Genomic DNA, 25,958 nt, shown 5'->3' with positions numbered 1-25,958 from the left:
GATCGGACGGCTTTATATACTGATCCACCGTAGCTCATGTTGCGGTGGATCCTATACTGCTGAGGCGGCAGAGTGGTGGAGGTTTTCGAGTTGGCGACCGAGAAGAAACAGATTGGCAAGAGCGAGCGGCCGCAGGAGTTGGACCTGCTTCCCCGCGCGGCGGATGACGCACGGCCCGATCGGCTTTCCGGGAGCTCAAGTCTCAACGGCATGACCGCCACTGCGATCGGCATGGGGCTGGCGCTGCAACTTGGGTCGAACCGGGACGCCGCCGCCTTCGCCGGCGAGGCCGGCGGCGAAAGCGACACCCCGAACGAAGGCGATGCGACCTCCGTCGCCGCGGGGACCATGGCGCCGGCAAAGCCCGCCGGCGGCGTTGCCGGGGAGGAGGTGGCGGCCCAGCCGTCCGTGCTTTCCGCCCCTGTCGTCGAGGATGTGATCGACCCCGCGCTCTCTGAAGTGGCCGCCGGTGGCGCCGCCGCAGCGGGGCGGACGAGCGAGATCGAGAATGCCGGATATGCGGCCGACCGGGCCCAGGCGGTGCTCGCGGAGATTGCCGGGGCGGAGGGGGCATCCTCCTTTTCCGGCGTCGGCACCGGCACGTCCCAGGGCGTCCTGCCGGGCGGCAATTCGGACAACGACGGAGGGGGCGGTCTCCTCGATACCGTTCTCGATCCGATTCTCGGGGACGAGGGCCTTCTGGATTCCCTTCTCGACGCGCTTTTCGGCGAGGACGGGATCCTGTCCGGGCTGCTCGGAGATGAGGGCGCGGTCGGAGAGCTTCTCGACGGTCTGATCGGCGAAGACGGCCTGATCGACCTCGGTTTCCTCGAAGACCTCCTCGGGGACGACGGCCTGCTCGGGGGCATCGTGGACATCATCGCCGGAGAGGACGGGCTTCTGTCGGGCGACGGCATCCTCGATCCGATCCTCGGAGACGACGGCCTGCTCGGCGGGCTTCTCGATCCGATCCTGGATCTCGGCCCCGTCGACGATCTTCTGGGCGAGAACGGTCTCCTTCCCGACCTGACCGATCAGCTTTTCGGCGAGGATGGCCTGATCGACGGCGTCGTCGGAGATATCCCGGTGCTCGATCCGATCCTCGGGGATGACGGCCTGCTCGGCGGTCTCCTCGGCTCCGGCGGACTTCTGGGCGGTCTGCTCGGTGGCGGCGGGTCGGACGCCGCCGGGGATCCGGCGCCCTCCGATGAGCCCCCGATCGTCGAGGACGCCTCCGACGACGGTTTCCTGCACGGCCTGCTCGGGCTCGGGGAGGACGTCACCACCGGCCTGGCCGATGCGGGCACGGATATCGTGTCCGGCCTTCTCGGTGACGACGATGTCTTCGGCCTCGACGTTCTGGGCGATGCGGACGGCGACCTGTTCGCGGGGCTCGCAGGCGACGACAGCCTGGCGGGGCTCCTGATCGAGCAGGGCGTCATCGGCGGCACCGGCGATGCGGACGAAGGCGAGGTCGACACCCTCCTGAGCGAGATCCTGGGCCCGGCGGAGAGCGATCTCGCCGCGGGTGGGGATGCGCTCGGGGCGCTCCTCGGTGAGGACGGCGCAGCGTCGCTGGCCGATGGCCTGACCGGATTGCTCACCGACGGCGGTCCCCTGGACCTCGGCTCTGTTTTCGAGCTTTCCGATGGGCCCGATCTGGGTGTTTCCCTCCTCGATGGTCTGCTGCCCGACCAATCGGATCAGTGATGTGACCAAATGTACGCTTTGAACTGAAACTTAAGATATGTCTCAGATCTACCTTGAAACGCAACTCAGGGTGTAGTTTGTAGATCGTACCGCCTTTTGGGCGGGGAAGAACAGCAATGCGACCCGATGCAGGCGGGACGCGGTTGATATTTTGAAAAAGAGACCGTTCTCATTGATTGCGGCACATGCCGGATTCAATGACAAATGTTTCAGGGGGAGCGGATGAGCGTATCTGCGGCATTGAGGCTTGGGACAGTGGCGCCCTTCCGAAGCGAGGGGGAGGCGTCTTGATGGCCTCTGTCGCGTTTTCTTCTTTCGGGACCGTCCGAACCCATATTTCGACGCTCACCGTGTTTTTCACGGCGCTTTTCGGGCTTTCGGTCCTCTGTTCGTCCGCCGCCGCACAGATGTCGTTGCAGGAGGCGGTTCTGCTGTCCACGTCGCAGGATCCGGGTCTCGCCGCCCTCCGGCAGGAGGTCGCGGTCCGCTCCGTCGATATCCAGGCGGCGCGGGACGCCTATTTCCCGTCCATCAGCCTGTCCGGCGAAAGCAGCACCACGGACAGCAATGGCGCCGGTGCGACGCTGAGCGTGGAACAGGTCCTGTTCGACTGGGGCCTGACGCGCGGCCGGATCGACGAGGCGTCGCATGCCCGTGTCAAGGCGATCACCGATCTGAAAGCCGCCATCGAGGACCTGACCTTCGAGATCGCGGGCTTCTTTCTGGATGTCGAGGTGATGGACAAGAAACTCGCCTTCACCCGGCAATATCTGGAATTCGCCCGCCGGCTGTCCTCACAGGCCGAGGACCGCGCCCGCGCCGGGGTCAGCGACAACAGCGAGGTGGCGCGCGCGCGTCTCGAGATCGCCCGCGCCGAAGATCAGTATACCCAGATCCTCGCGAACCGGCAGATCGCGATGTCCCAGCTCGATTTCCTCGTGGGCCAGCCCGTCGGCAGCGTGAGCGTTCCCCCGGCGCTCGGTTTCGAGAACATCTATGCGACGCAGGGCAAGATCGACGCGGCCGTGCGCATCTCCCCGCAATATATCGCGGCGCGTGCGAAGGTGCTCGAAGCCGAGGCGGGGATCGGGGTCGCGAAGGCCGCACGCCTCCCGACGATCAAGCTCCAGGCGCAGGCCCGCACCGACCTCAACGGTGGCGACACGCAGACGGCCCTCGGGATCTCCGCCGGAGTGGACCTGAGTTCGCGCAGTTTCGGACAACGCGAGATCCAGTCCGCCCGCCTCGCCCTGGATGGCGCGAAATCCTCGCTCGACGCCACGGAACGCCAGCTCAGGAACACGGCTGCCAGCGCACTTGAACGCCTGGAGCTTCTGACCCGGAGCGAAGTGGCACGTGGCGTGCAACTGACCGAAGCGGAAAAGGTTCTGAACACCTACGAAGACCAGTTCATCGCCGGGAGACGTGAAATCCTCGATCTGCTGACCACGGGCCGTGACCTCTACGACGCCCAGATCGACCAGGTCGATGCGTATGACGAGCGCAAGAGGACGGAATACGAGTCCGCGAAGGATCTCGGCGTGCTCGGAACCCTGCTCCAGGCACAGTCGGGGACGTTGTAGGCGAGACGGACATGCGAGATCGGAGACTGCACCATGGATAACGTATCTTCTCAAGATCCTCTCGTTCTGGGATTGCTGGAATTGTGCCGCGTGCAGGGTGTGGCCTGTAGCGAGGCGCAGTTGACCGACGGCCTGCCGCGCAACGAGGGCGAGAAGATGACAGTGGATCTCGCGCCGCTGGCCCTGCGGCGGGCGAACATGAGTTGCCGTATCAGCCGCGAGCCCCTGCGATCCCTGCCCGAGCACAGCCTGCCCGTGCTGGCCTTTCTCAGGGACGGGCGGACGGTCGTGCTCGAAAAATTGTCAGCTGACAATGCGACGCTCGTCCTGCCGGAATCCGGCGGCGGCCGCACGGTCTGGACGGTCGAGGAACTCGAACGGTTCCACGACGGGCGGGTGCTCGTCTCCAAGCCGATTGACATCGTCTCCGACAGGCTGGACGGGAAGAAGGCGGGGCGCGGCCACTGGCTCCGGGGGCCGGTGCTCGAAAACTGGTGGATCTACCGCGATGTCATGATCGCCTCCTTCGCGGCGAACGTTCTGGCCGTCGCGACGGCGCTGTTCTCGATGCAGGTCTATGACCGCGTGGTTCCGAACAACGCCTTCGACACGCTCTGGATCCTCGCGAGCGGGGTCGGCATCTCGATCGTGCTCGAACTCGTGCTTCGCCTGATGCGCTCCTCCCTCGTGGACGTCTCCGGCCGCGATCTCGACCTGCGCCTCTCGGCCCAGCTGTTCGACAAGGTCGCCAACATGCGCCTCGTGAACCAGCCCGCCTCGACCGGCGTCTTCGCCAACCAGGTGCGCGACTTCGCGACGGTGCGGGAATTCTTCACCTCGACCACCGTCACCGCGATCTGCGACCTGCCCTTCGTGCTCGTCTTCATCGGCGTGATCTGGTTCATCGGCGGGCCGGTGGCATGGGTGGTCGTCGCGGGCACCGTGCTGACGGTCCTGCCGGGGCTGGTCATGCAAAGGAAGCTGGGGCACGCCTCGCGCGAGAACACCCGCGAGGCGGCTGCGCTGAACGGGCTTCTCCTTGAAACGATCTCCAATCTCGAAACCGTCAAGGCCGCGCGCGGCGAGGCGCGGTTGCAGCGGGCCCATGCACAACTGACTGCGACCATGGCGACGACCGCGATCAAGACCCGCAACCTCACCACGCTGATGTCGCAGCTCGTCAGCTCGGTCCAGAAATTCGCCTACGCCGGTGTCGTGATCGCGGGCGTCTACCTGATCAGCGCCGGCGATCTGACGGTCGGCAGCCTGATCGCCTGCACCCTGCTTTCGACGCGCGCGATGTCGCCGATGGGGCAGGTGGCCGGCCTGCTGGCGCGCTGGCAACACGTCCGCGCCGCGATGGAAGGGCTCGACGCGATCATGAAGCTGCCGGTGGAACGCCCGAGCGACCGGCACTTCGTGCGCGCGGGCGCGATCGGCGGAACCTATGCCCTTCAGGACGTCGTCTTTCGCCACGATCCCCAGGCGCCGCCGGTGATCGCCCTGCCCGAACTGCGCATCGCCGCGGGGGAGAGGGTGGCGCTGCTCGGCGGCAACGGCGCCGGCAAGTCGACCCTGCTGCGGCTGCTCGCCGGGCTGACCGATCCGCAGGCCGGCAGCGTGCTGCTCGACGATCTCGCCATGAGCCAGATCGACCCGATCGACCGCCGGCGGCAAATCGGCTACCTGCCGCAGAGCGTCGCGCTGTTCCAGGGGACGCTGCGCGACAACCTCCTGCTGGATCACGGCCTGCATTCCGACGATGAGCTGCTCGAGGCGCTGGATGCGGTCGGCCTCGGCAAGTTCGTGCGCCAGCATGTGCGCGGGCTCGATCTCCAGATCCAGAGCAACGCGAACGTGTCCGGCGGGCAAAGACAGTCGATCGGGCTGGCCCGCGTCCTGTTGCAGGATCCGAAGATCGTTCTGCTCGACGAGCCGACCTCGGCCTTCGACCATGTCACCGAAGCGAAGGTCATCGAGTATCTCAAGACATGGCTGCGGGGACGCACCACGATCATCTCCACCCACAAGCGCGAGCTCCTGAGCCTGACGGAGCGGGCGATCGTTCTCAAGGACGGGCGCGTGGCGCGGGATGGCGACCTGCTCCAGATCCTGAACGCGGCCCGTGCGAACGCGGCCCAGAAGAAACCCGTGCAGGCGGTGCAATGAGCAACAGCTTCGACGCCATAGAGACCAGCTATATAGACGGCAGCATCCGGCGCCAGACGCTGAAGCGGGCGCGCCTCGTCATCCAGACGGTCGTGGCCTCCGTGGTGATTGCGGTCCTCTGGGCATCAATCGCGCAGATCAACGAGATCACCCGCGGCGAGGGGCGCGTCGTGCCCCTGCGGCGGATGCAGTCCATCCAGAGCCTCGAGGGCGGGATCCTTGCGGAGCTCCATGTCAGCGAGGGCGACATCGTCGAGGAGGGGCAGCTCATCGCCCGGCTCGACCCCACCCGCTCGGAGACCGCGTTCAATGCGACCCAGGCGGAAATCGTCGCCCTGGAGGCGGAGGTGAGCCGGCTCCAGGCGGAAGTGCTCGAAAAGCCCGAACTGGACTACGGGCCGGAGCCGAACGAGGCGGAGGTCACCGAACTGCGCCTGTTCGAGGCGCGCCGCACAAAGCTCGAGGCGTCGCTCGCCTCGCTCGAGGAGGAACGCGCCACGATCGAGCGCCAGATCGAGATCACCAGCCCGCTCGTGGAAGGCGGCGCGGTGAGCCAGATCGACCTCCTGCAACTCCGCCAGCAGAGGGCGGAACTCGACGGCAAGATCAACGAGACCCGGAACGCCTATGTCCAGGACGCCTACAAGGATCTCGCGGCGCGCCGGGCGAAGCTGACCACGCTTCAGCAGGAGCTCATCCAGAAGCAGGACGAATTCACCCGCACGGAAATCCGCTCCCCCGTCTCCGGCCGGATCAACAACATCGAGATCACGACACTCGGCGGTGTCGTGCAGCCGGGCGAGCCGATCATGGAGATCACGCCGACGGACGACCAGCTCCTGATCGAGACGAAGGTCTTGCCGCGCGACGTCGCCTTCGTCGCGCCGGGGATGCCGGCGAGCGTCAAGATCACGGCCTATGATTTCGCCACCTATGGCGATCTGCGCGGGACGGTTACCCAGATTTCCGAGGATACGGTCGAGGAGGACACGCCGCAGGGGCGGCAGGATTTCTACCGCGTGATGGTGCGGACCGAGCAGAGCTATCTCGAGCGCTACGGCGAAAGCTACTCGATCCGGCCGGGGATGGTCGCCCAGGTGGATATCGAGAGCGGAAAGCGGTCCGTGCTGAGCTATCTGACGCGGCCGCTCATGCGCGCACGCTTGCGCTAAGGGGGAACGCGCGGGCCGGGCCTCGCGGGATTGAAGAAGAGAGAAGAATGCTGCCGCATATTTCGAGACCACATCGCGTTCGATCCGGAAACGCCGGAACGCGCCTGCGCAGGACTGCGCTTTTTCTGACCTGTCTTTGCCTTGCGCAGGGCGCGGCGTCGCAGGCCGCGCTGCGGAGCTACAGCGCCGTCGAGGTCCGCGGGGCCGAGTTCATACCGGAAGACGACATCCGCATGACCTGCGGCGCGCAGGCCGGCGTGCCCTACCTGGATCTGGAGCTGCGTGCGATCGAGGAATGCCTGATGTCGACCGGCGTGTTCGAGACCGTCGCTCTTTCCGCCGAAGGCGATGTCCTCGTGATCTCCGTGAAGGAGTTGAACACGCGGCCGGGGCGCATCGAGGCCTCTCTCGCCTACGCGTCGGAAGACGGCCTGATCGCGAGCCTGTTCTTCGAGCGATACAACCTGTTTCCGGGCACCTACGGCTCCCTCAAGCTCGACTACAACCCGGAGGTGAAGCGCGCCACGAGCCGCTTCTATCGTGCGGAGTTCCGGGAGAATCTCGATCTCGGGCTGGATCTCGGCTATGGCGAATTGTCCTTCGACGACCTGTCCTACACCCACGAGAACAAGCAGATCGAGGCCTATCTGGTCTGGACGCCGCGTGAAAACCTGCGGCTGACCGGCGGCATTGGATATCGCGATCATTCCCAGACCGGGATCGAGGCAGACGCAAGCCCGCTCATCGCCCGCGAGGAAATCTCCGGCCTCGACGCGCCCTTCCTGCATCTCGGCGTGGCGCATGCCTCCTTTTCCGAGACGGAGGACAGGTGGCACGCGGTGGGCTATTCGGTCTCCTTCGACCAGTATTTCTGGAACCTCGGCACGGAGGACGAGATCTTCGACAGCCGGCTCGAGACCCGGTCCTATGTGCCGCTCGGTGACAGATGGCGGATGCTGATCTCCGTCAGTGCCGGAACGGTGGACGGGGCGGGGGACAACGACACGCGCGCCGTGGACCGGTTCTTTCCCGCCGCCGACCGTTTCCGCGGTTTCGCGCCCCGCGGGGTGGGGCCGAGGGACGGGGATGACCCGCTTGGCGGCAATACCTTCGCCGTCAGTTCCTTCGAAGTGCAAAGGCGTTTCGACGACGTCTTCAACGCGCCGCTGGTCGCCGGCGCCTTTGTGGATACCGGCGCCTCCTGGGGGCTCGACGACACGCTGGGCGGGACCGTGGACGACCGGAGATATCGCAGGACTTCCGTCGGCCTTTCGGTCAGCTTCGATGTCGGTTCGGCACCGGTCTCCCTCTATGTCGCGGAGCCTGTCGAACAGGAGGACGGAGATGACGAGCAAATCTTCGGCCTCAGCGTGCGCACGGCTTTCTGAATTTCCCGAACGGCTGCGCCCTCCGCGGGCGGGCTGCGGCCCGTCGCGTTCCTGATGGCGGGAGCGCCCGGTTTGGCATGGCTATCTTCCGGGGGCGGATCTCTTTCCGTCATAACTCATAATAAAAATATTGTGTTAATATCTCATAAAGTATATAGGTTATCTAAAGTATGTATTTTGGAGTGGGGATCATGATGCTCGGCTCTGTCTTGATTTCCATGGTCCTTGCGATCGTCGTTGCGATTATCACGGTTCTGCTGGGATACGGCCTTGCCGTCGTTGTTTCCGCCTATGTGATCAGTGGATTGGTGTCGGTGCTTCTGATCGCGGTTTTCAATTATGTCGGGGTCGCGCGTGAACAGCGTTTCGAGACAAAAGGAATTGTGCGCCATGAAGTCGACGATGCGTAACGATCTCTCCGGCGGGTTTCCGACCATCCGGGAGGTGGAGGAGGACATCTTCTCCCGCTGTGACGTCGAGATGGACCGCAGGGGAGCGGCGCGCGACATCCGGCAGATCCTCAAGGCGAACCGACCGGTCCGCACCCTTCGTCCCCGGCCGCGGGCAGGGGAGGGGATCCTTGCCGCCGGTTCCGCCGCGTTCCGCAATTTCATCGGCGCGAATACCGCCTTTTTCACGGGGGGTCTCGGGCGGATCTTCGGAGCCGGCAACTGAGGTCCTGGCCAGGGACATGAGGGGAATTTGACTATGTTGCAGCATCCTGTGGACATATCGGCCTCGAGCCCCGTCGGTGCAATGAGCGGAGCGACGGAGGCACAGGTGCTGGTCCTGTCGGACTGGCCGCATCTTCCCTATGAGATGAGCAGGCCGGGCGCCGGGATCTATGTGAACCTCCTGCGCGGGGAGTCCTGCGATCAGGCGATGGACATCGTCCGGAGCACCAGAAGGCGGCTGGACGTGCTCGTCATCGACGAGGATTTCTTCGGCTCGCCCGAAGCGGCGGCCGAGGCCTGCATGCAGATCAGACGCACATTGCCGCAGATCCGCATCATCGGGATCGACAGCGAATTCCGGGACGGGATCTCCGTACTGGCCGAACTCGGCCTCTGCCACGACAATGTGCCCGCGAAGACGCCCGCGTCCGCCCTTCTCGGCAGCATACACGCCCTGATCCGGTCCGAGGAGGGGTGCTGACTATATGATGTTCATGTCACGCGCCACGATGACCGCCTGGGTGCGGTTGCTCGCGCCGAGCTTGGTGCAGATGGACTTCACATGCATTTTCACGGTTGCCTCGGCAAGCTGCAAGGCGTTCGCGATATCCCGGTTGGGACGACCTTCGGAAAGAAGGGCGAGGACATCCATTTCCCGGTCCGAAAGCGGCGAATTGGTGGCTTCGCGAAAGCGGGTGCGGCTCTGCTCGATCAGTTCGACGGGAATGTAGCGGCCGCCGGCGGCCATGAAGCGGATCTCGTTGGCGAGATCCTTCAGTGAGGCCGTTTTGAGGATCACGCCCGCTCCGCCGATCTGGAGGATCTCCGAGACCACATGGGGCGACGGCGCGCTGGTCAGGATGCCGGCCGGGCGGCCGCCATTGTGTTCGAGCGTCTTCTTGAGGCCGGACACCCCGTTCATGCCGGGCATGTTGAGATCGACGAGCGCGAGATCGAACGGGCCTTCCGCATCTATGACAGAGAGAGCGGCGTCCAGGTCGGGAGCTGTCGAAACTTCCATATCGGGCAGGTTGGAAAGGAAATGCTCGAACATCTCCAGCACCATCGCGTGATCGTCGGCGATGAGCACGCGAACCCGTCCTGTTTCCTTTGCACCCTCAGGTGTTGCAGAGACCAGATTCATTTTTCTCTTTCTTTCATATGGGGTTAAATGTTCGCCGAAGGCCAGCCCGCGGGTAGATGGGAGGGGGCGGGACGCTGGGAGCGAGATTTCTACGATATTGGCGCGAACAGTGGCAACTATGCAAATATAATGTGAGATCCCTAATTTTCGAGTTGATCAATCGCCTGTCGGGTCTGAGTGAGCGAAGTTTGCAAATTTTTCATGGCTTCGGAAAGATCGGTCCGCCCTTCCGCTACGTCATGTTCCATTGCCCTCAGACTGGTTTCCACGGCTTTCAGTCCGGTGAGGCCGCTGGCGCCGGTCGCGGCGTGCAGAAGCCGCGCCGTATCGGGGCCCACGCCGTCGGCCCGCAACCGTGAGAGGACGCTCTCAGCCTCGCCATGGGCGCGCCGCATGAACGACTTCGCCCCTTCGAGGCCGAATTGCGCGATCAGTTCGGTGACGACCGCCGTTTTCAGAGGATCGCCCGCGGCGGATTTCTGCTCCCCATGCGCGGCGGCAGGGGCGTCGGCGGAGGAGGTTGCGTCATCCCTGCCCAGAACCTCGAGCAGCGCCTTGCGCAGGGCCACCGGCCGGATCGGCTTTTCGAGGACGCGGGCGATGCCCGCCTTTTGACAGGCCCGCCGGATTTCGTCTCCGACATGGGCGGTGAGGCCGACAATGGGTCCCTTCCATCCCGGTGCGGCGCCGGCCGGTCCCGTGTGCCGGACCCGCGTGGCAAATTCGACGCCGTTCATGTAGGGGAGCGTCATGTCGGTGAGGATCACGTCGATTTCGGAATGGAGGTCGGGGCGTTCGAGCAGGGCGAGACCTTCTATCCCGTTTCCCGCCGCGCGAACCGTGGCGCCGGCGGAGCCGAGCATCTGCCGGAGCCAGTCGCGGCTCGCGGGGCTGTCCTCGACCACGAGAACGGTGATGCCGTCGAGGCGGGAGTCCGCCACCGGCGGGGTGAGGGCGGCATCCGCCGCTCCCTCCCGCGTTTCCGGCGCATCGAGGGTGAAGGTCGCGCGGAGCGTCGTGCCGATGACCTTGCGCTCCGGCGACCTGTCCTCCTCCTCCTCGTACCTGTCCAGCACCTCGATCGTGCCGCCGAGCTGGCGCAACGCATGGCCGAGGACGTTCAACCCGGCAGAGGCGCGTCTGGCGCCCTCGCGCCCGGTCGGGGATGTTTCGCCCTTGCCCGTGCTTTCCAGCAGGCGGGTTTTCTGCTCGGGGGGCAGGCCGCCACCGGTGTCCGAGACGACCAGCGAGAAGGCGATCTGGTCGCGCCCCTCTCCCGTGGCGGCGAGCGGGCGGGCCGAGAGGCAGATCTCGACATCGTGCCCGCCGTATTTCGCGGCATTGTCGATCATGTTCTGGAACAGTGCGCGGACGAAGCGAACCGGCCCATGCGCCCAGACATCCTCGATCGGATCGAGGCGCAGCCTCAGCTCGACATCGCGTGCCCTCGCGATCGGGCCGATCATCGCGATCAGCGTCCGCAACTCCTCGGTGACGTTGAAATCCTCGTCCGGGCGCATGCCCGCGACGCTTTGTTCCCCGCGGATGACGGCGAGCACGTTGTTGATGTGATCGAGCGTCAGGCTCGCCGCGTTGTGCAGCTGCTTGCGGGCGGTCTCCCGGTCCTCGGCAGAGGCCGCGCCGCTGTCGAGCAGCCCGTCCGCGGCGGCAAGAAGGGACTGGATCGGCGTGCGCAGGTCGTGGGCGACGCGCATCAGGGTGGCGGCGCGCGAGCGGTTGCGCAGCCAGGTCGCCTCTTGGTCGGTTTCCGCGAGGCGGAGAAGGAAACCGGCGCCGCTTCCCAGCGGCAGGTACACCACCTCGCCTTCCGTCGCGCCGCCGTCGAGCGGGAGGGAGACGGAGACGCTGCCGGCGCGGAGCGCGGATTTGCACAGCATGCGCCAGTCGAGCTTTTCCGTCAGGGCCGCGCGGTCGAGGTCGAGGCGCTGCGCGGGAGCATTGGCGATGAGGATCTCGCCCTTTTCATTGGCGAGAACCGCGGGCCGCCGGTCCGTCGCGATCAGACGCGCGATGGTCTGGACCGAGGCACGGGTTTCCGCGTTCACGACCTGTCCTTCGCTGCGGCCTTGCATGGACGTCATCTTGCTCACCTGTTCCGATATTCCGCGCATGCCAGGACGGAACCCCCGGAAAAATACATCGGCAGAAACATTTCGTTCAAAGTTAGGGCATCATTCGTTGAAAACTCGCCCAGGTCAAACCCCCTTCCACCGGGTTTCCGCGCGGGCATCTGTTCGGTAAAGGGCAGGACATATTCAAATTGCCATTGATATAATACTAAAGTGTTGATTAAGGATGTATACCTATGATAACGAGACTCCTATATGGGCGGGGGCGTCCGATAAGGTTTTTTACCGCGGCCTAGGCCCGCAGGACAAGGAAAGTACTTATGGCAATGAGTGGAATTATCGCCGGCGACGCAGTGAACGTGCGAATCCCGGTCGTGAAAGAGAGCGTCAGCCGCTACGTGAAATCCGGGGATGATCTTCTCGTGGAGCTCACCAACGGCGACAGCATCCGCGTCGACAATTTTTATGAACCTGCCGCGACCGGCGATGCGCATAAGCTGTTCTTCGCGGACGGCTCGTATAGCGGGGTCGAAGGCGTGTTCATCGGCGAGACGGTCGAGGCGGCCGGAATTGGCGCCGCCATGGGCGGTCTCGGTGCCGGGGTCTCGACGGCGGAGGCTGGCGCGGTGCTGGCCGGCATGGCGGGCGTCGCGATCGCGGCCGCGTCGAACGACGACAAGAAGTCTTCCGATTCCATCATCGGTGACGGAGATGGCGACGGAGACGGGGACGGCGATGGTGATGGCGACGGGGATGGTGACGGAGATGGCGACGGCGACGGGGATGTCGCGGAAAACATCGGCCTTCTCGATTCGCTGGTCGCCGATGGCGGTGTTCTTGGCGAACTGACCGGCAATGAGGGTGCGTTCGGCGCGGTCACCGGCTCGGACGGCCTGCTGGGCACGCTGGTCGGCAATGACGGTCTGCTGAATGCGGTGACCGGCGAGAACGGGCTGGTCGGCGCGCTGCTCGGCACCGGCCTGCTGGGCGAGGGCGATCCGAGCGAGGATCCGCTCCACAGCGTCACCGAAGGCCTCCTCGGCGAGAACAGCCTTGTTGGCGGCCTGCTCGGCAGCACCGGCCTGACGGCGGGGCTCCTCGGATCCGACGGTCTCGTGGGCAGCCTGCTGACGGCGGACGGTCTTGTGGGCGGCCTGCTCACGGAAGACGGCCTGGTCGGGGGCCTGCTGGCGGAAAACGGGCTGGTCGGCGGCCTCCTCGGCGGCGACAGCCTCGTGGGGGGTCTGCTCGGTGGGACCGGCCTTCTGGGCGGCCTGCTCGGAGAAAACGGGCTGGTCGGCGGTCTTCTCGGTGGCGACGGTCTCCTCGGCGGTCTCGTCGGTGAAGGCAGCATCACGGGCGGTGTCCTTGGCGACGACGGCTTGCTGGGCGGCATCATCGGTGCGGACGGTCTGGTCGGCGGTCTGGTCGGAGACCAGGGCCCGGTGGGCGGTCTGCTGGGCGGCGAGGGTCTGCTGGGTGGCCTGCTGGGCGGCGATGACGACGGCCTTCTCGGCGGTCTGCTGGGCGGCGAGGACGGGCTCCTCGGCGGTGTGCTCGGGGACGAGGGCCTCGTGGGCGGACTTCTCGGCGGCGAGGGCGGTCTCCTCGGTGGCGTGCTTGGCGATGAGGGGCTCGTCGGAGGGCTTCTTGGCGGTGAGGGCGGCGTGCTTGGCGGTGTGCCTGGCGGCGATCTCGTGGGTGACCTCCTGGGCGGTGAGGGCGGCGCGCTCGGCGGTGTGCCTGGCGGCGACCTCGTGGGCGGCCTTCTCGGCGGGGCCGGCGATGCGCTCGAGGGTGTTCCCGGCGGCGATCTCGTGGGGGGTCTGCTCGGCGGGCTGACGGGCGGCGCGGACACGGCCGGTGCCGATGGCCTGCTCGATCCGGTCCTCGCGGACGGCGGCCTGCTCGGCGATGTGACCGGGAACGTAGGTCTCATCGGAGACGTCACGGGATCCGACGGGGTGCTGGGCGGCGTCATCGGCGACGAAGGCCTGGTCGCGGGAGCGACGGGGCTCGTCCTGCTCGGCGATGGCACTCCCGATGCGTCCGGCGGCCTGCTTGGCGGCCTTCTGGGCGGGGATGACGGCTTGCTCGGCGGTCTGACCGGCGGGTTGCTGGGCGGGGGCGAGGAAAGCCTCCTCTGATCCGCACCGAATCCGGTTTTCGATCTTTTGAACGCCCTGCGGTTAGCGGGGCGTTCTTTTTTGGCGGGGAAGGGCGGGAAATCCGCTCCGCCGCTGCAACCGATGTGCAACAGATTGCCCTCCTGTCGCTCCAGATGTGGTCCGACAAGGGATTTTGGGGCGTTTCGGCGAAACTCCAAGTTGACGACATATACCCAAGAATGGGATATATATACTTACGTATTTTACATATACTTTCTGCCATGACTTCGTCTGTCATACAGGGGAAATGGGAAAAGGAGTGGACCTATGGCAAATCGGACAGTTTACGCGTCGCCCGCAGAGGTGCGCATCAACCTCGGCGTCGATCAGGACGGCCTCGAGAAATACACGCGGGCGGGCAATGACCTCGTCATCACCCTCGGGAACGGCGACGTGATCACCGTCGCAGGTTATTATCTCCCGACGGACTCCGGCTCGCTTCACAGCATTGTCTACAGCAACGGAATGGTCGTCGACGGAGACCCGACCGTTGCCGCAGGGATCGGCGCCGGCATGAACGAGGCGGGTATCGCCGCCGCGGCGCTCGGCGCACTCGGGGTGGTCGCATTGGCCAGCGGCGACGGTGACGGCGACGGCGACGGTGACGGCGACGGTGATGGCGACGGTGATGGCGACGGTGACGGCGATGGTGACGGCGACGGCGATGGTGACGGCGACGGCGATGGTGACGGCGACGGCGATGGTGACGGCGACGGCGATGGTGACGGCGACGGCGATGGTGACGGCGACGGCGATGGTGACGGCGACGGCGATGGTGATGGCGACGGCGATGGCGATGGTGACGGCGACGGTGACGGCGATGGCGACGGCGATGGCGATGGTGACGGCGACGGTGACGGCGATGGCGACGGCGACGGTGATGGCGACACCGTTCAGGGTTTCCTCGATCCGCTGATTGGAACGGGCGGCCTGCTTGCAGATGTGACGAGCGATGCCGGTCTGCTCGGTGCGGTCACGGGCGCCAATGGTTTGCTGGGGAGCCTCATCGGCGCAGACGGGGTGCTCGGCGATCTCGGGACTGGCCTGCTCGGCCAGCCGCTGCTTGGGGACGGGGTCCAGGGCGATGACATCGGATTGCTCGACAGTCTCCTGTCCGACGACGGGCTTCTCGGCGACGTGACAGGAAACAGCGGTCTGCTCGGGGACGTTACCGGCTCCGAAGGTCTGCTTGGGGATCTCGTCCTCAACGACGGCACGCTCGGCGCGGTGACGGGATCCACGGGCCTCGTCGGCGACCTGACCGGAACCGGCCTTCTCGGAGAGACGGACGGCGACGGGACGCCGGGCGGGGATGGCGGTCTCCTCGACGGTCTGCTCGGCGGCGAGGGTGGCTTGCTCGGCGGGCTTCTCGGTGGCGAGGACGGCCTGTTGGGCGGCGACCTGCTTGGCGGGGTGACGGACGGCCTGCTCGGTGGCGAGGACGGCTTGCTCGGTGGCCTGCTTGGCGGCGGCGACGGTGGCCTGTTGGGCGGCGACCTGCTTGGCGGCGTCACGGATGGGCTTCTCGGCGGCGAGGATGGCTTGCTCGGCGGTGACCTCCTTGGCGGTGTCACGGATGGCCTGCTCGGCGGCGAGGGCGGCCTGCTGGATGGCGTCCTCGGAAACGAGGGCCTTGTCGGCGGTCTGCTGGGCGGCGGCGGATTGCTCGGCGGCGGGGGCGATCTGCTGGCCAACCCGCTCGACGGCGATCTGCTCGGCGGTGCCGACGGGACCGACGACGTGGTCTGAGGCTTGCCGGTGCGCTTTCCGGGAGGACGGGTGATCTCTCGGGGAGCGCGGCCGGTTCGGGAAGGAGGCGACCGCAGGGTCGCCGCATATCGAGATCGTATTCCGGGCAAACCGGGATACGTAAGGGAAAGTCAACCTGCAAGATTTTCCCTTTTGCGGGGTCTACCGACGGCCCCATAACTTGGAGAGGCGGGTCATGTCACCCCCACACCACTCACCCAGCGTGATCCGTCTCTCCTTTCTTGTTTCTTGATGGAAAAGCGATGCCGGCGACAGACCCACGAGACGAGGACGGGACCCGCGGCGCAGAGGCGCTCGCGTGCGAGGCGCTTTGTGCCTGCGAAGCCGCCCGTGCCTCGGGCTTTGACGCGACGGCACAGGCCTTCGCCCGTCTCGCCGTGGCCTTCGGCGGCCTCTCCCCCGATGACAACGGAGAGGGCGAACCGGCGCGCCGGTTGCGCTGACCTCCCGTCCCCGGAGGGACCGCGGATCGCCGGCAAGGCGCGTCTTTCCTACATGAAGATGAGCGCCCCGATCGGCTTGTCCTCGAGCATCAGGCGGCGGATCGCGCGATAGGCGGCGATATTCTCCTCGACCTGCGCCGGGGACATGTCGAGCGCGAGCGTCGCACGCGCATCGGTGTCCCGGCCCGCAAGCCCGTAGACGAGGGCGAGGTTGCCGCGCACATGGGGGGCGGCGTTCGGATCCCGCACCAGTTCCTGAAGGATGCCGGTGCCCTTCACCATCTGCCCGGAAATCGCGAGCGACAGGGCGTAATTGCTCCGCAGGATGAAGTTCGCCGGATACATGGCGAGCGCCGTTTCATAGACCGCCTGCGCATCCGCGTGGCGGGACAGCTGGTCGAGGGCGACGCCCTTTCCGGTGAGCGCCGCGACATTGCGCCGGTCGATGCGCAGGGCCTTTTCGTATTCCTCGAGCGCGGCGGTCGGCTGACCCTGCGCGAGTTTCACGCGCCCGAGCGTGGTCAGCACCTCCGCATTGTTCGGCGCAAGCTCGTGGGCGCGTTCCAGCACGGCCTCGGCACGGTCGTTCTGTCCCATGCGGGCATAGGCGTCTCCGGCGCCGAGGAGGGCGGGAACGGAGATCGGGTCCGCACGCAGGACCTTTTCGAAGAGCTTCGCGGCGGTGGCCGGGTCGCCCGCCTCGGTCGTGGCCTGAGCGAGCTGGAGCGTTTCGGAGGTCTGGTCCTGGGCATATCTTTGCGCCGCACCGGGCGCGCCGGTATCGCAGGCGGACAGGGCCGAGAAAAGGAACAGGAGGGCCAATGAACGAAGGAAAAGGGCGCGAGAGGTCAAGGAGTGTCTCCGAATGAGGTTGGGATGGCGGAAGGGAGAGGCGGCGGCGCGGCGGTCAACGGACGAGCATGATGCCTCCGCAGGCGGTGCCGGTCAGCGTCAGTTCCGCCTCCCCGAGCTTGATCCCGAGCAGATCGAGCACCGTGTTCAGGAGCGGGTCGAGCAGGCCGGTCAGGGCCGCGAGGACGGGGTAGACCGTCCCGTGGAGAATATCCGTCACCTTCCCCAGCTTCAGGCCCAGAAGGCTCACGTCGATATGCGCGCCCTCGCCGGTCTGGCTGCTTTGGGGCGCCAGGAGTGCCGCGACGGTCCCGGAAAGGTTGATCTTCGCGTCATAGAGCTTCGTTTGACCGATTTCGGAGCGCAGGAACGTCATTTGCTGGTTGCCTGCCGCGCCGAGGAAGGTGAAGGCTTCGATCTCGACATTCGCGATCGGGATGCCCAGAAGCGAGACCTTCAGGAGGAAGACGGGATCGAAATCCGCCTGTGTGAGATAGCTCGTGGTGTCCCGGAAATCCTTGCCGACCAGTTCGCCGACGAAGACTTTCACGATCTGGCTGCCATGCCCGCCCATGCCGGCGTCCGACCCCGTGTCGAACACGGCGACCACGCCGTTGTCATCGGATCGTCCGCAGGCGTCGACGCCGGTGAGGGTGGCGGTCGCGCCGGCGATTTCCAGGTAGACCGGCAAGCGGACGCGGGCCAGAACCGCGTCCAGATCGATATCGAGCCTGAGGCGGATCTGCGCGGTGTGGAGTGTGGCTCCTCTGGCGCCGATGGTGATCCAGCCGGAACCCTGCACCCGTTCGCCCACCACGAGGTGAGCATCCGCGAGACCGGGAATGGAGAGGGGGAGATCTATGAGGGAGTTCGCGTTCACGACTTCGACGCTGGCCATCAGGATGTCGAGCACCGAGACCTGGACGGAGTCGAGAATATCCTCGATCCGCAGCCCGACCTCGTCCCCCTCGATGTCGATCAGCCGGGAGATGTTCAGGCTCTCCGACGATCCCGCGTTCAGCACCTTCGTGAGGGCGGCGGTGACCGCCGGTGTCGGTCCGATGTCCAGGAGAGCGCCCACGAGATCGGGCAGATCGGCATCGGTGTCCAGGATCTCCTCATAGGTCAGGGCCTGAAGGTCCAGCCGGGTGGCGAGCGCGTCGGAGAATTCCAGCAGGTTGATCTTTGCATCGGCCAAGCCATCGTAGTCGAGCACCGACAGGGACAGAGAGGAGTCCAGAACGCTGCCGAGCACGGCGTTGAGCACGGCAGAGTCCCCGGTGTCGATGGACGCGAGGCGTGAGCCGAGGGTGAAGGCCGCGAGATCGGCGCGGGCGGCCGTCGCCTCGGCGGAAATCGGGACGTCTCTCGTGTGCAGGAAGGCGGAGGCGAAATGGAGCGGGATGCGGTCCTCAAGCCGCACGGTGGCGGCATTGGCCAGCGTCGCGGGGGCCGTGTAATCCATGCGCGCCTCGGGCGGGAGCGCCGCGTCGCGTGTGAACCGGCCGAGCGCGACCTGCGAAACTGCAAGATCCGGTCCGCCATCCTGGCCGGCCGTGCGTTCCGCGGCGCCTGCGGCATCGCCGTCGACGTGCAGCACCGCGCTCACCGCCGCGAGATCGGCGCGGGTCTGGAGGTCCTTCTGCCGGAAATACATCATTCCCAGATCCACGCCCAGGGCGAGGAAGCCGATGAGGACTGTCAGCAGGATCGCGACGACGATCGCGACGGCTCCCTGTTCGGACCGGCCGTAGGCCCGGATGAGCGCTCTAATAGGCAAGGTAGCTGCTCCGGACGATGGCGGGAATTTGCAGGTTCAGGAAGTCGGCGGCGATCTCGACGGCGGTCCCCGCGAGGTCGTAGCTCAGCGTGACCGTGATGCCGGAGACCGGCAGGCTCTCCATCTGGACCGCGACGTCCAATCTGGCCCCGTCGAGCGCCGCGTATTTTCCGCGCGCGTCGCGGATGAAATCTTCGGCGACCTGTTTCTGCGCCGCGGGGGAAAACTGCACGACGGAGGCCCGCGCGGCCTCTGCCGCGAGTTGCTGGACGCTGCTGGCGAGCGCGAAATACTGGCCGAAGCACACGATGCCGAAGATCACCGACAGCAGGAACGGCAGAACCAGCGCGAACTCCACCGCCGTCGCGCCGTCGTCCTGTCGGGTGAATGTCTGAAGCCGCCGCATCTTTACCCTCCGCCGTTCATGATGTTGTCGAGGATGCTGAGCGCCGCCGGGCCGACGAGAACGACGAGCAGCGCGGGCATGATGAAGAGGATGAGCGGGATGGTCATCAGCGCGGGAAGGCGTCCGGCCTTTTCCTCGATCCGGAGAAGCCGGCGCGCGCGTTCCTCCTGCATCAGCGTGCGCAGGGCGCGCGTCAGGGGCGTGCCGTAGCGCTCCGCCTGCCTCAGGGCGTTGGAAAAGATGCGGATTTCCGGCAGGGGGATCCGGTCCTCGAGATTTCGCCACGCCTGTTCGCGTTCGGGCAGAATCGAGAGCTCGATCACGAGCTGCTGGATGTCCTGTGCGAGGGGCGGGCAGACGAGTTGCAGATCCCGCGCGACGCGGGCGAGCGCGGCGCCGGATCCCAGTCCGGCATCACAGGCCACGACGAGGAGTTCGAGCATGTCGGGAAAGGCGCGTGTCACCTGCTCGAACCGCCGGTCGCGCCGCCATCTCAGGTAGATATCCGGCAGTTTCGAGGCCGCCAGCGCGACGCCGCAGACCCAGATCAGGCCCCGGAGGCTCGCGAGGTCGCCTTCGACGAACCTCCAGACCGCCGTCAGCAGGCAGCCGGAGAGAGGCAGCACGAGTTTCAGGAAGGCGTGGACGAAAACCGCATCGCGGCTTCTGTATCCCGCGGCGCGCAGGAGGGCGGCGGAGGCGTCCGCCTCCCCGCCGCTCATGATCGACACACGTTCGAAGAGGGTGCGCGAGATCTCCGCGATCCATCGCCGGACCCGGACGACGAGCGACACCGGCCGGTTGCGCCCCTCTCCGGCACGCTTTCGCGTCACGAGCCGGGCGAGGCGCGCCGTCCGGGTCCGGCGGTCGATCAGGCCGAAGCCCGCGATCTGGGCCGCGAGGGCGAGCCCGGCGATGACCATGGCGATCAGGGGAAGCGGCAGGTCAGACATCTATCCGCGCCATCCGGTACATGGTGAATATCCCGCCGGCGATGCTCGCCATGCCCGCCAGCGCGAGGACGCGGCCGCGCGGATCCTGGGCCAGCGGGGCGAGATAGGTCGGGTTCATCACATAGATGACCGCCCCCACGACAAAGGGAAGGGCGGAGAGGATGGCCGCGCTCATGCGCGTCTCGGCCGTCAGGGCCGCGGCTTTCTTCCGCAGCTTGTGGCGTTCCCTCAGCAGCGAGGCGAGATTGTCGAGGGTCTCGACAAGGTTGCCGCCCGTCTCCGCCTGGAGGCTGGTCGCGACGGCGATATAGCGCACTTCCGGCGTGTCGATCCGCGACGCCAGCCCTCCCAGCGCGCCGGGGAGGGTGACGCCGAGCCGCATCTCGTCACAGCAGGTGCGGAATTCCGCCTGCGCGACACCCCCGGCGTTCTGCGCGACGAGGTCGAGCGCCTCGGGAATGGGTTTCCCGGCGCGGAGCCCGCGGGCAAAGACATCGAGGCATTCGGGCAGGCTGTCGATGACGGAGCGGATGCGCCTGGCCTGAAGGACGGACAGGGCGCCGGACACGAGGAGCCACGACAGGGCGATGCCGAGCGGGATCGCGAGCAGGGCGTTCACGCCGAAAGCGAATGCGGCGACGAGGACGAAGCCGAGGTTCGCCATCAGGACAAGCAGCGCGAGGGCGCGCGGCGATAGTCCGAGCCCGGCCTTTGCGAGCCTTTCGTCGAGCAGGCCGGGCAGGCCGCTCCGCCGGCGGTCGCCGGCCACGGGTTTCACGACGGATCCCTGGTCCCAGAGGAGCTTGCGCATGTTCTGGTGCGCGGCCGCGCGGTTCATGCCGGCGCGCGCGAGTCTGGCCCGCCTGACCCGGCGCGAGCGGTCGAGGATCATCAGCGCCGCAAAGCCGCAGGCCATGCAGAGCACGAAAATCGAGAGGAAAACGACCGCCTGCGCTGCCGTCATGAGGACACGCCGACAGCCTGGCGAAGCGCGCGCTCGAGCCCTTGCTCCGCCGCGCGATCCGTGAAAAGGGGCAGGTTGCCCGTCGCCGCGAACCTGCCGGCGACCTCACCGGACCGCTGCGTCTTTTCCCGCCGGTAGAGGAACAGGTCCTGCATGCTGACGATCCGTCCGTCGAAACCCACCACCTCGGAAATGGAGACGACCCGGCGCACGCCGTCCTGCATGCGGGAGATCTGGACCACCAGGTGAATGGCGTCGTTGAGCTGGGCGCGGACGGTTTCCGCCGGAAGCCGCACGCCCGACATCGCGATCATGTTCTCCAGCCGCGTGAGGGCTTCGCGCGGGCTGTTGGCATGGAGGGTACTCATCGAGCCGTCATGGCCGGTGTTCATCGCCTGAAGCAGGTCGAGCGCCTCCTCGCCCCGCACCTCTCCGATGATGATGCGATCCGGCCGCATCCGCAGCGCATTGCGGAAGAGCTGGCGCATCGTCACCTCGCCGTTGCCTTCGATATTGGCGGGGCGGGTTTCGAGGCGCACGACATGGGGTTGCTGAAGACGCAGCTCGGCTGCGTCCTCGATCGTGACAATCCGTTCGGAGGCGGGGATTTCGCGGGAAATGGCGTTCAGAAGCGTGGTCTTCCCCGACCCCGTGCCGCCGGACACGAGGATGTTGAGCCGAAGGCGCGCCGCGAGGCCCAGCATCTCGGCCATCTGCGGGGACAGGCTGTTGCGGGCCACGAGATCTGCGAGCTTCAACTGGTCTTTCTGGAATTTCCGGATCGTGATCGTCGCCCCGTCGATCGCGAGCGGCGGGATCGCCACGTTGATCCGCGTCCCGTCGGGCAGCCGCGCATCGGCCAGCGGCGTGGTTTCGTCCACGCGCCGCCCGACCGCAGAGACCATGCGGGTCGCGATGTTGAGCACATGCTGGTTGTCGCGGAATCGGATGTCGGTGAGGTGGAGCTGCCCGTGTCGTTCGACATAGATCCGGTCCGGGCCGTTGACCATGATATCCGAGACGTCGTCATCCGCGAGGAGCCGCTCGAGCGGACCGAGGCCGAGCATGTCGTCGATCACATAGGCGATGAGCTCGCCCGTCTCCGCGCCATTCAGGTCGAGCTTGCGCGTGCGGCTGACGGACACGACCGCCTCGCGGATGGCCGCACGCTGCGCCGCGGGCGGCTGCTCGCCCAGGGCCCTCATGTCGAGAAGCGCCATGACCTCGGGCACGATCTCGCGAAACAGGCCGGAGAGGCGCCCCGCGAATGCCGGAAGATAGGCGCGGCCGGGCAGGGGCGCCCTGGCCTCCGTGTCCGGGAGCGTCTCCTCCCTGTGCCGCTCGGCGGAGGACATGTCCGCCGCAAGCCGCTGGATCAGCTCGCGCTGGAGCGCGCGCGGCACCCGCACGCCGTGCCTGTGCTCATACCAGTCGATCGCCTTGCTGATGGCGTGCAGGTCGATCTCCGGTCCCGCGTCCGGCCGGTCCTCGAGCCGGGCTCTGATCCGGGTGAGGATGTCTTCCTGGTCGATGTCGGTCATGCGCGCGGACTGGCTCATGCGCCCTTCCTCCGGCGGCCGAGGAAACCGCCGCGCGCGGGTCTGTCCTGCCGGCTCTCCGGCGGGGAGAGCCGGGCTGCGAGATCCGAGACCGCGCGCGAATAGCGGCTTTTCGGGGAATGTTTCTGAAGCGGCTCCCCCTTGATGAGGGCCCGCGCCATCTCGCCGGGGCTGAGGGGCGGCAGGCGGACGGCGATCGTGTGGTCCAGCGCGGTCTCGATTTCGGAGGGCCGGAGGCCGGCATCGCGCCGCGTCTGCGACAGGACGATCCAGATCCGGAGATCCTCCGGCCCGGTTGCCCCGATCCTTTCCATGAGCCGCGCGCAGGAGCGCACCGGGGCGAAACCGGGGGTCAGGACAAGCACGAGATCGTCGAACTCGTCGACGAGCGCCGGTTGCTCGCCGAGAAGCCGGCGCGGGAGGTCGATGACCGTCGTCGCGGTTTCCTCCTTCAGGACCCTGAGGAGAGGGGCGATGCCCGTCTCGAGCTGGCCGATTCCGGGAAGCACGTCGGCTTCAGAGGAGAACATCCTCACGCCCGGAACGGGTTCGGCCATGGCGGAGGCGAGGAACGTGCCGTCGATCCGTTCCGGCGCCGTGAGCGCATCGAGATAGCCGCGCGTCGGGTCCACGTTCAGATCGATCGCCAGGGAGCCGGATCCGAGATCGGCGTCGATCAGTGCCACCTGGTGCGAGGAGGCCGATGCGGACAGGTCCCGCGCGAAGGCGACGGCGAGATTGGCCGCGAGAAAGCTCGCCCCCACACCGCCCGAGACACCGCAGATCGCGATGGCTCTGCCTTTCCGCGATGACGGCCCTGCCGAAGGGGCGACCCGCGCCGGCATGTCGAGGATGGCATCGGTCGCGCTCAGTGGGAGCGGGATATAGTCCCTCGCACCCGCGCCGATCACCGCCCGATAGGTCGATATGCCGGCCTCGTGCCCGAGAAGCACCAGCTCCGTGCCCGTCCCGGAGATCTCGCGGACCGCGTCGAGCAGGTCCGCAAGCTCCATGTCGCCCACCTCCGCGAAAACGACGGGCGCGAATTCGGCGATACCGGCCAGCCGCCCCGCCGTGGCGAGGGTGCCGGCGTGGAACAGCACGTCCTCCCGCGCCGCGGCATGTTGCAGGAGGGCCTCGACGGCTGCCTTGCCGTCTTCGGAGGCAACATAGGCCTCGATCCCGGCGCTGCGGGAAGGGGTCTGGCTTTTCACGAAGGGAAATGTCACGGGGGCCTCTTTGTCGGCAATCATTCTAGTCCGGCATCCGTGCCGTCGTGTGCGGCCCGAGCACGTCGCCCGGCTCACCGATCATCGTCGCGAGATTGGCGGCATTGGCGCATCCGAGGGAGGCGGCGCCGGGCTGGCAGCCCACCGCGATGCCGCGGGCGCGGGTGAGGCGCAGGATCCCCGTTCCCCGCAGCGGATCCGGCCGCTCCGAAAAGCCTGTCGGCATGTTGAAGCTCTTGCGGGACGGAACGAGGGCAAGCGCGGCCTGCATGGTCGAGAGACGTGCCCGGTCGACGGCGGCATTGCCGCTGTTCGGGATGGTGACGATCAGCAGATCGCCCTCCTGCGGCGAGACGGATCGGAGGAAGGAGGCGATCTGCGAACGCTCCGCATCCGGCAGCGAGCCCGAGCCGTAGGGAAACTTGTATTCGAGCTGAACCTCTTCGTAAGGCGCCGAAAGCCGGCTCACGACACCGGGATGTGGTGCGACGGGCGCGCAACCGGCCGCAAGAAGGGCGAGGACGGTGCCGAGCCCGGCCCTTCGTATTCTGGACGACACAGTGATCATTGCAGAAGAAACCCCGCTTTCCCATGGATGGAGCGCACCGACACGCCTTCGGAGCCGGCCTCAATCGGCACGCCCTGGCTCAGCTCTCCGATCACGTTGCGCACGAAGCTGCCCGAGGGCGCAAAGCCGTCCGTGGGCGCCGCCATGGCGTTCGGCGAGGCGGGCTCCACGAGATAGGGCGTCACGATGATCACGAGTTCGCTTTCGCCGGACTGATATTTCGTCGACCGGAACAGCGCGCCCAGCACCGGCAGATCGCCGAGCGCCGGCAGCTTGTCGACATTCTGCTGCGTCGTCGCGCTGAACAGGCCCGCGATCGCGAAGCTCTGTCCGCTCGCCACCTCGATCGTGGTCTCCGCGCTGCGTTCGAGGATCAGGGGCAGGTTCTGCGTGTTGCTGGTGCTGCCGTTCGAGAAATCCAGTTCGCGGATCTGCGTGCGGACGTTCAGCTTGATCTGGTCGGCGCGCTGCACCTCCGGTTCGAATTCGAGCTCGACGCCGTAGGGCTCGAACACGACCCGCACCTCGCCGTCGCTGCCCTCGGTCTGATAGGGGAACCGCCCGCCCGCAAGGAAACTCGCCTTGTCTCCGGAGCGCGCCGTCAGGTTCGGTTCGGAGAGGATGGAAACGAGCCCCTCCCGCTTCAGCGCCTCAAGCTGCACGCTCGCCCGGAAACTTCCGCGGGCGACGCTCGTGGCGAGGGAATAGCCGTCTTCCACCCCGGAGCCGCCGTTCAGCCCGTTGCCGGAGAGCGTGCTCCAGCTGATCCCGAGATTCTCCGCCACCGAACGCGACACTTCCGCGATCCTGACCTGGAGGTTGATTTGGGCCGGCTTGTCGAATGTGAGGGTGTTGATGACCTTCGTCCCCTCTCCGGCGAGACCCTGCACGACCTCCTCGATCCGGTGCGCCTCCGCGATGGTCGGAACCCGGCCCCTGATGAGGACCGTCCCGTCCGCTTCCGTGACCGAGAAACTGCCGGCCTGCACCGCGGCATGGGCCGCGCGATCCATCGCCGCGGCATTCAGCCCGACCTTGACGGCGCTGCCGAGCGTGATCTCCTCGTTCTCGTCGATGACGAAGAGCGTCGTTTCGCCCGCGGCTTTCCCGTAGATATAGAGAAGCGTGGGGGATTTCATGTTCACGTCGGCAATGTCGGGATTGGCCAGGAAGACCGTTCCTGCGGGATCGTCCAGCTTGATCAGGCCACCCTGGCCGGTGAAAAGGTCAATCGTCCTGTCCTTTGCCTCGATCAGGGTCTGCGGGAAGGCCGCGGACGCCCAGACGAGACACCCCAGGAGCAATGGCGTGACACGGCACACGGAGTGCATCAGTT

22 protein-coding genes are annotated in these 25,958 nt (G+C 66.4%); 11 read left to right on the top strand and 11 right to left on the bottom strand.

Annotated elements, in window-relative coordinates; all coding sequences use genetic code 11:
* Window positions 1-72 precede the first annotated feature (72 nt).
* The 8 genes from P73_RS20870 (at window position 73) to P73_RS20835 (ending at window position 9,177) form a co-directional block, all read left to right on the top strand.
* Window positions 73-1,710, top strand: a complete 1,638-nt coding sequence (locus P73_RS20870) for a hypothetical protein (protein WP_043871053.1) — start codon at window positions 73-75, stop codon at window positions 1,708-1,710.
* 290 nt (window positions 1,711-2,000) lie between these two features.
* The gene (locus P73_RS20865; RefSeq protein ID WP_082033325.1) at window positions 2,001-3,293 is read left to right on the top strand and encodes a TolC family protein; all 1,293 of its coding nucleotides are present in this window, start codon (window positions 2,001-2,003) and stop codon (window positions 3,291-3,293) included.
* A 33-nt stretch (window positions 3,294-3,326) separates the two neighbouring features.
* Entirely contained in the window at window positions 3,327-5,462 is a 2,136-nt protein-coding gene (locus P73_RS20860) for a type I secretion system permease/ATPase (RefSeq protein ID WP_043871052.1), read from the top strand.
* Window positions 5,459-6,634, top strand: coding sequence for an HlyD family type I secretion periplasmic adaptor subunit (locus tag P73_RS20855; protein ID WP_052453490.1), 1,176 nt, complete (start codon window positions 5,459-5,461; stop codon window positions 6,632-6,634). The genes P73_RS20860 and P73_RS20855 overlap by 4 nt, the downstream gene beginning before the upstream one ends.
* 47 nt (window positions 6,635-6,681) lie before the next feature.
* Window positions 6,682-8,022 carry a BamA/TamA family outer membrane protein gene (locus P73_RS20850; protein WP_052453489.1) on the top strand — a complete coding sequence of 447 codons (1,341 nt, stop codon included), beginning with the start codon at window positions 6,682-6,684 and terminating at the stop codon, window positions 8,020-8,022.
* Window positions 8,023-8,213: 191 nt separating this feature from the next.
* Window positions 8,214-8,432, top strand: coding sequence for a hypothetical protein (locus P73_RS20845; protein WP_043871051.1), 219 nt, complete (start codon window positions 8,214-8,216; stop codon window positions 8,430-8,432).
* Window positions 8,413-8,697, top strand: coding sequence for a hypothetical protein (locus tag P73_RS20840; protein ID WP_043871050.1), 285 nt, complete (start codon window positions 8,413-8,415; stop codon window positions 8,695-8,697). Before P73_RS20845 ends, P73_RS20840 begins: the two co-directional genes overlap by 20 nt.
* Window positions 8,698-8,730: 33 nt before the next feature.
* Window positions 8,731-9,177, top strand: a complete 447-nt coding sequence (locus P73_RS20835) for a hypothetical protein (RefSeq protein WP_139267080.1) — start codon at window positions 8,731-8,733, stop codon at window positions 9,175-9,177.
* Here the strand turns inward: P73_RS20835 and P73_RS20830 are convergent, their stop codons facing one another.
* Both P73_RS20830 and P73_RS20825 read right to left on the bottom strand, forming a co-directional pair.
* Window positions 9,178-9,786, bottom strand: a complete 609-nt coding sequence (locus P73_RS20830) for a response regulator transcription factor (RefSeq protein WP_338032862.1) — start codon at window positions 9,784-9,786, stop codon at window positions 9,178-9,180.
* A 194-nt stretch (window positions 9,787-9,980) separates the two neighbouring features.
* Window positions 9,981-11,942: a hybrid sensor histidine kinase/response regulator gene (locus P73_RS20825; RefSeq protein ID WP_158401966.1), complete on the bottom strand. Its 1,962-nt coding sequence runs from the start codon at window positions 11,940-11,942 to the stop codon at window positions 9,981-9,983.
* A 314-nt stretch (window positions 11,943-12,256) separates the two neighbouring features.
* Between P73_RS20825 and P73_RS26290 the strand changes: the two genes are divergently transcribed.
* From P73_RS26290 to P73_RS20810, 3 genes are all read left to right on the top strand, one after another.
* A complete protein-coding gene (locus P73_RS26290; RefSeq protein ID WP_158401965.1) occupies window positions 12,257-14,077 on the top strand; it encodes a BapA prefix-like domain-containing protein in 1,821 nt (606 codons plus the stop codon).
* A gap of 288 nt (window positions 14,078-14,365) precedes the next feature.
* On the top strand, window positions 14,366-15,847 hold the full coding sequence (locus P73_RS26815; RefSeq protein ID WP_052453486.1) for a BapA/Bap/LapF family prefix-like domain-containing protein: 1,482 nt from the start codon (window positions 14,366-14,368) through the stop codon (window positions 15,845-15,847).
* Between the two features lie 263 nt (window positions 15,848-16,110).
* Entirely contained in the window at window positions 16,111-16,311 is a 201-nt protein-coding gene (locus P73_RS20810) for a hypothetical protein (protein ID WP_043871047.1), read from the top strand.
* Window positions 16,312-16,359: 48 nt separating this feature from the next.
* Here the strand turns inward: P73_RS20810 and P73_RS20805 are convergent, their stop codons facing one another.
* Genes P73_RS20805 through P73_RS20765 form a run of 9 tightly spaced genes read right to left on the bottom strand, consistent with a single transcriptional unit; the run spans window position 16,360 to window position 25,953 of the window.
* The gene (locus P73_RS20805) at window positions 16,360-17,163 is read right to left on the bottom strand and encodes a tetratricopeptide repeat protein (RefSeq protein ID WP_043871046.1); all 804 of its coding nucleotides are present in this window, start codon (window positions 17,161-17,163) and stop codon (window positions 16,360-16,362) included.
* Between the two features lie 55 nt (window positions 17,164-17,218).
* A complete protein-coding gene (locus P73_RS20800) occupies window positions 17,219-18,943 on the bottom strand; it encodes a pilus assembly protein TadG-related protein (RefSeq protein WP_043871045.1) in 1,725 nt (574 codons plus the stop codon).
* The gene (locus P73_RS20795; RefSeq protein WP_043871044.1) at window positions 18,933-19,349 is read right to left on the bottom strand and encodes a TadE/TadG family type IV pilus assembly protein; all 417 of its coding nucleotides are present in this window, start codon (window positions 19,347-19,349) and stop codon (window positions 18,933-18,935) included. Before P73_RS20795 ends, P73_RS20800 begins: the two co-directional genes overlap by 11 nt.
* 2 nt (window positions 19,350-19,351) lie before the next feature.
* Window positions 19,352-20,302, bottom strand: coding sequence for a type II secretion system F family protein (locus tag P73_RS20790; protein ID WP_043871043.1), 951 nt, complete (start codon window positions 20,300-20,302; stop codon window positions 19,352-19,354).
* A complete protein-coding gene (locus P73_RS20785; RefSeq protein ID WP_043871042.1) occupies window positions 20,295-21,266 on the bottom strand; it encodes a type II secretion system F family protein in 972 nt (323 codons plus the stop codon). Before P73_RS20785 ends, P73_RS20790 begins: the two co-directional genes overlap by 8 nt.
* Window positions 21,263-22,825 carry a TadA family conjugal transfer-associated ATPase gene (locus P73_RS20780; RefSeq protein ID WP_043871041.1) on the bottom strand — a complete coding sequence of 521 codons (1,563 nt, stop codon included), beginning with the start codon at window positions 22,823-22,825 and terminating at the stop codon, window positions 21,263-21,265. Before P73_RS20780 ends, P73_RS20785 begins: the two co-directional genes overlap by 4 nt.
* On the bottom strand, window positions 22,822-24,054 hold the full coding sequence (locus P73_RS20775; protein WP_139267078.1) for a CpaE/TadZ family protein: 1,233 nt from the start codon (window positions 24,052-24,054) through the stop codon (window positions 22,822-22,824). The genes P73_RS20780 and P73_RS20775 overlap by 4 nt, the downstream gene beginning before the upstream one ends.
* Before the next feature lie 25 nt (window positions 24,055-24,079).
* A complete protein-coding gene (locus tag P73_RS20770; protein ID WP_043871039.1) occupies window positions 24,080-24,622 on the bottom strand; it encodes a hypothetical protein in 543 nt (180 codons plus the stop codon).
* Window positions 24,619-25,953 (bottom strand): type II and III secretion system protein family protein, encoded by a 1,335-nt coding sequence (locus P73_RS20765; RefSeq protein WP_052453485.1) that lies wholly within the window; start codon window positions 25,951-25,953, stop codon window positions 24,619-24,621. The genes P73_RS20770 and P73_RS20765 overlap by 4 nt, the downstream gene beginning before the upstream one ends.
* Window positions 25,954-25,958: the final 5 nt, after the last annotated feature.

Source organism: Celeribacter indicus (assembly GCF_000819565.1).
GTDB classification, from domain to species: Bacteria; Pseudomonadota; Alphaproteobacteria; order Rhodobacterales; family Rhodobacteraceae; genus Celeribacter; species Celeribacter indicus.
The sequence above is the reverse complement of the archived record's forward strand: the minus strand, read 5'-3'. Positions and strand labels throughout refer to the sequence as shown.

Bases quoted from the DNA above. Each gene is read 5' to 3' on its own strand.
- P73_RS20865 (WP_082033325.1), top strand. From the start codon at position 2,001: ATGGCCTCTGTCGCGTTTTCTTCTTTCGGGACCGTCCGAACCCATATT.
- P73_RS20860 (WP_043871052.1), top strand. From the start codon at position 3,327: ATGGATAACGTATCTTCTCAAGATCCTCTCGTTCTGGGATTGCTGGAA.
- P73_RS20855 (WP_052453490.1), top strand. From the start codon at position 5,459: ATGAGCAACAGCTTCGACGCCATAGAGACCAGCTATATAGACGGCAGC.
- P73_RS20850 (WP_052453489.1), top strand. From the start codon at position 6,682: ATGCTGCCGCATATTTCGAGACCACATCGCGTTCGATCCGGAAACGCC.
- P73_RS20845 (WP_043871051.1), top strand. From the start codon at position 8,214: ATGATGCTCGGCTCTGTCTTGATTTCCATGGTCCTTGCGATCGTCGTT.
- P73_RS20840 (WP_043871050.1), top strand. From the start codon at position 8,413: ATGAAGTCGACGATGCGTAACGATCTCTCCGGCGGGTTTCCGACCATC.
- P73_RS20835 (WP_139267080.1), top strand. From the start codon at position 8,731: ATGTTGCAGCATCCTGTGGACATATCGGCCTCGAGCCCCGTCGGTGCA.
- P73_RS20825 (WP_158401966.1), bottom strand. From the start codon at position 11,942: ATGACGTCCATGCAAGGCCGCAGCGAAGGACAGGTCGTGAACGCGGAA.
- P73_RS26290 (WP_158401965.1), top strand. From the start codon at position 12,257: ATGAGTGGAATTATCGCCGGCGACGCAGTGAACGTGCGAATCCCGGTC.
- P73_RS26815 (WP_052453486.1), top strand. From the start codon at position 14,366: ATGGCAAATCGGACAGTTTACGCGTCGCCCGCAGAGGTGCGCATCAAC.
- P73_RS20810 (WP_043871047.1), top strand. From the start codon at position 16,111: ATGCCGGCGACAGACCCACGAGACGAGGACGGGACCCGCGGCGCAGAG.
- P73_RS20795 (WP_043871044.1), bottom strand. From the start codon at position 19,349: ATGCGGCGGCTTCAGACATTCACCCGACAGGACGACGGCGCGACGGCG.
- P73_RS20790 (WP_043871043.1), bottom strand. From the start codon at position 20,302: ATGTCTGACCTGCCGCTTCCCCTGATCGCCATGGTCATCGCCGGGCTC.
- P73_RS20785 (WP_043871042.1), bottom strand. From the start codon at position 21,266: ATGACGGCAGCGCAGGCGGTCGTTTTCCTCTCGATTTTCGTGCTCTGC.
- P73_RS20780 (WP_043871041.1), bottom strand. From the start codon at position 22,825: ATGAGCCAGTCCGCGCGCATGACCGACATCGACCAGGAAGACATCCTC.
- P73_RS20770 (WP_043871039.1), bottom strand. From the start codon at position 24,622: ATGATCACTGTGTCGTCCAGAATACGAAGGGCCGGGCTCGGCACCGTC.
- P73_RS20765 (WP_052453485.1), bottom strand. From the start codon at position 25,953: ATGCACTCCGTGTGCCGTGTCACGCCATTGCTCCTGGGGTGTCTCGTC.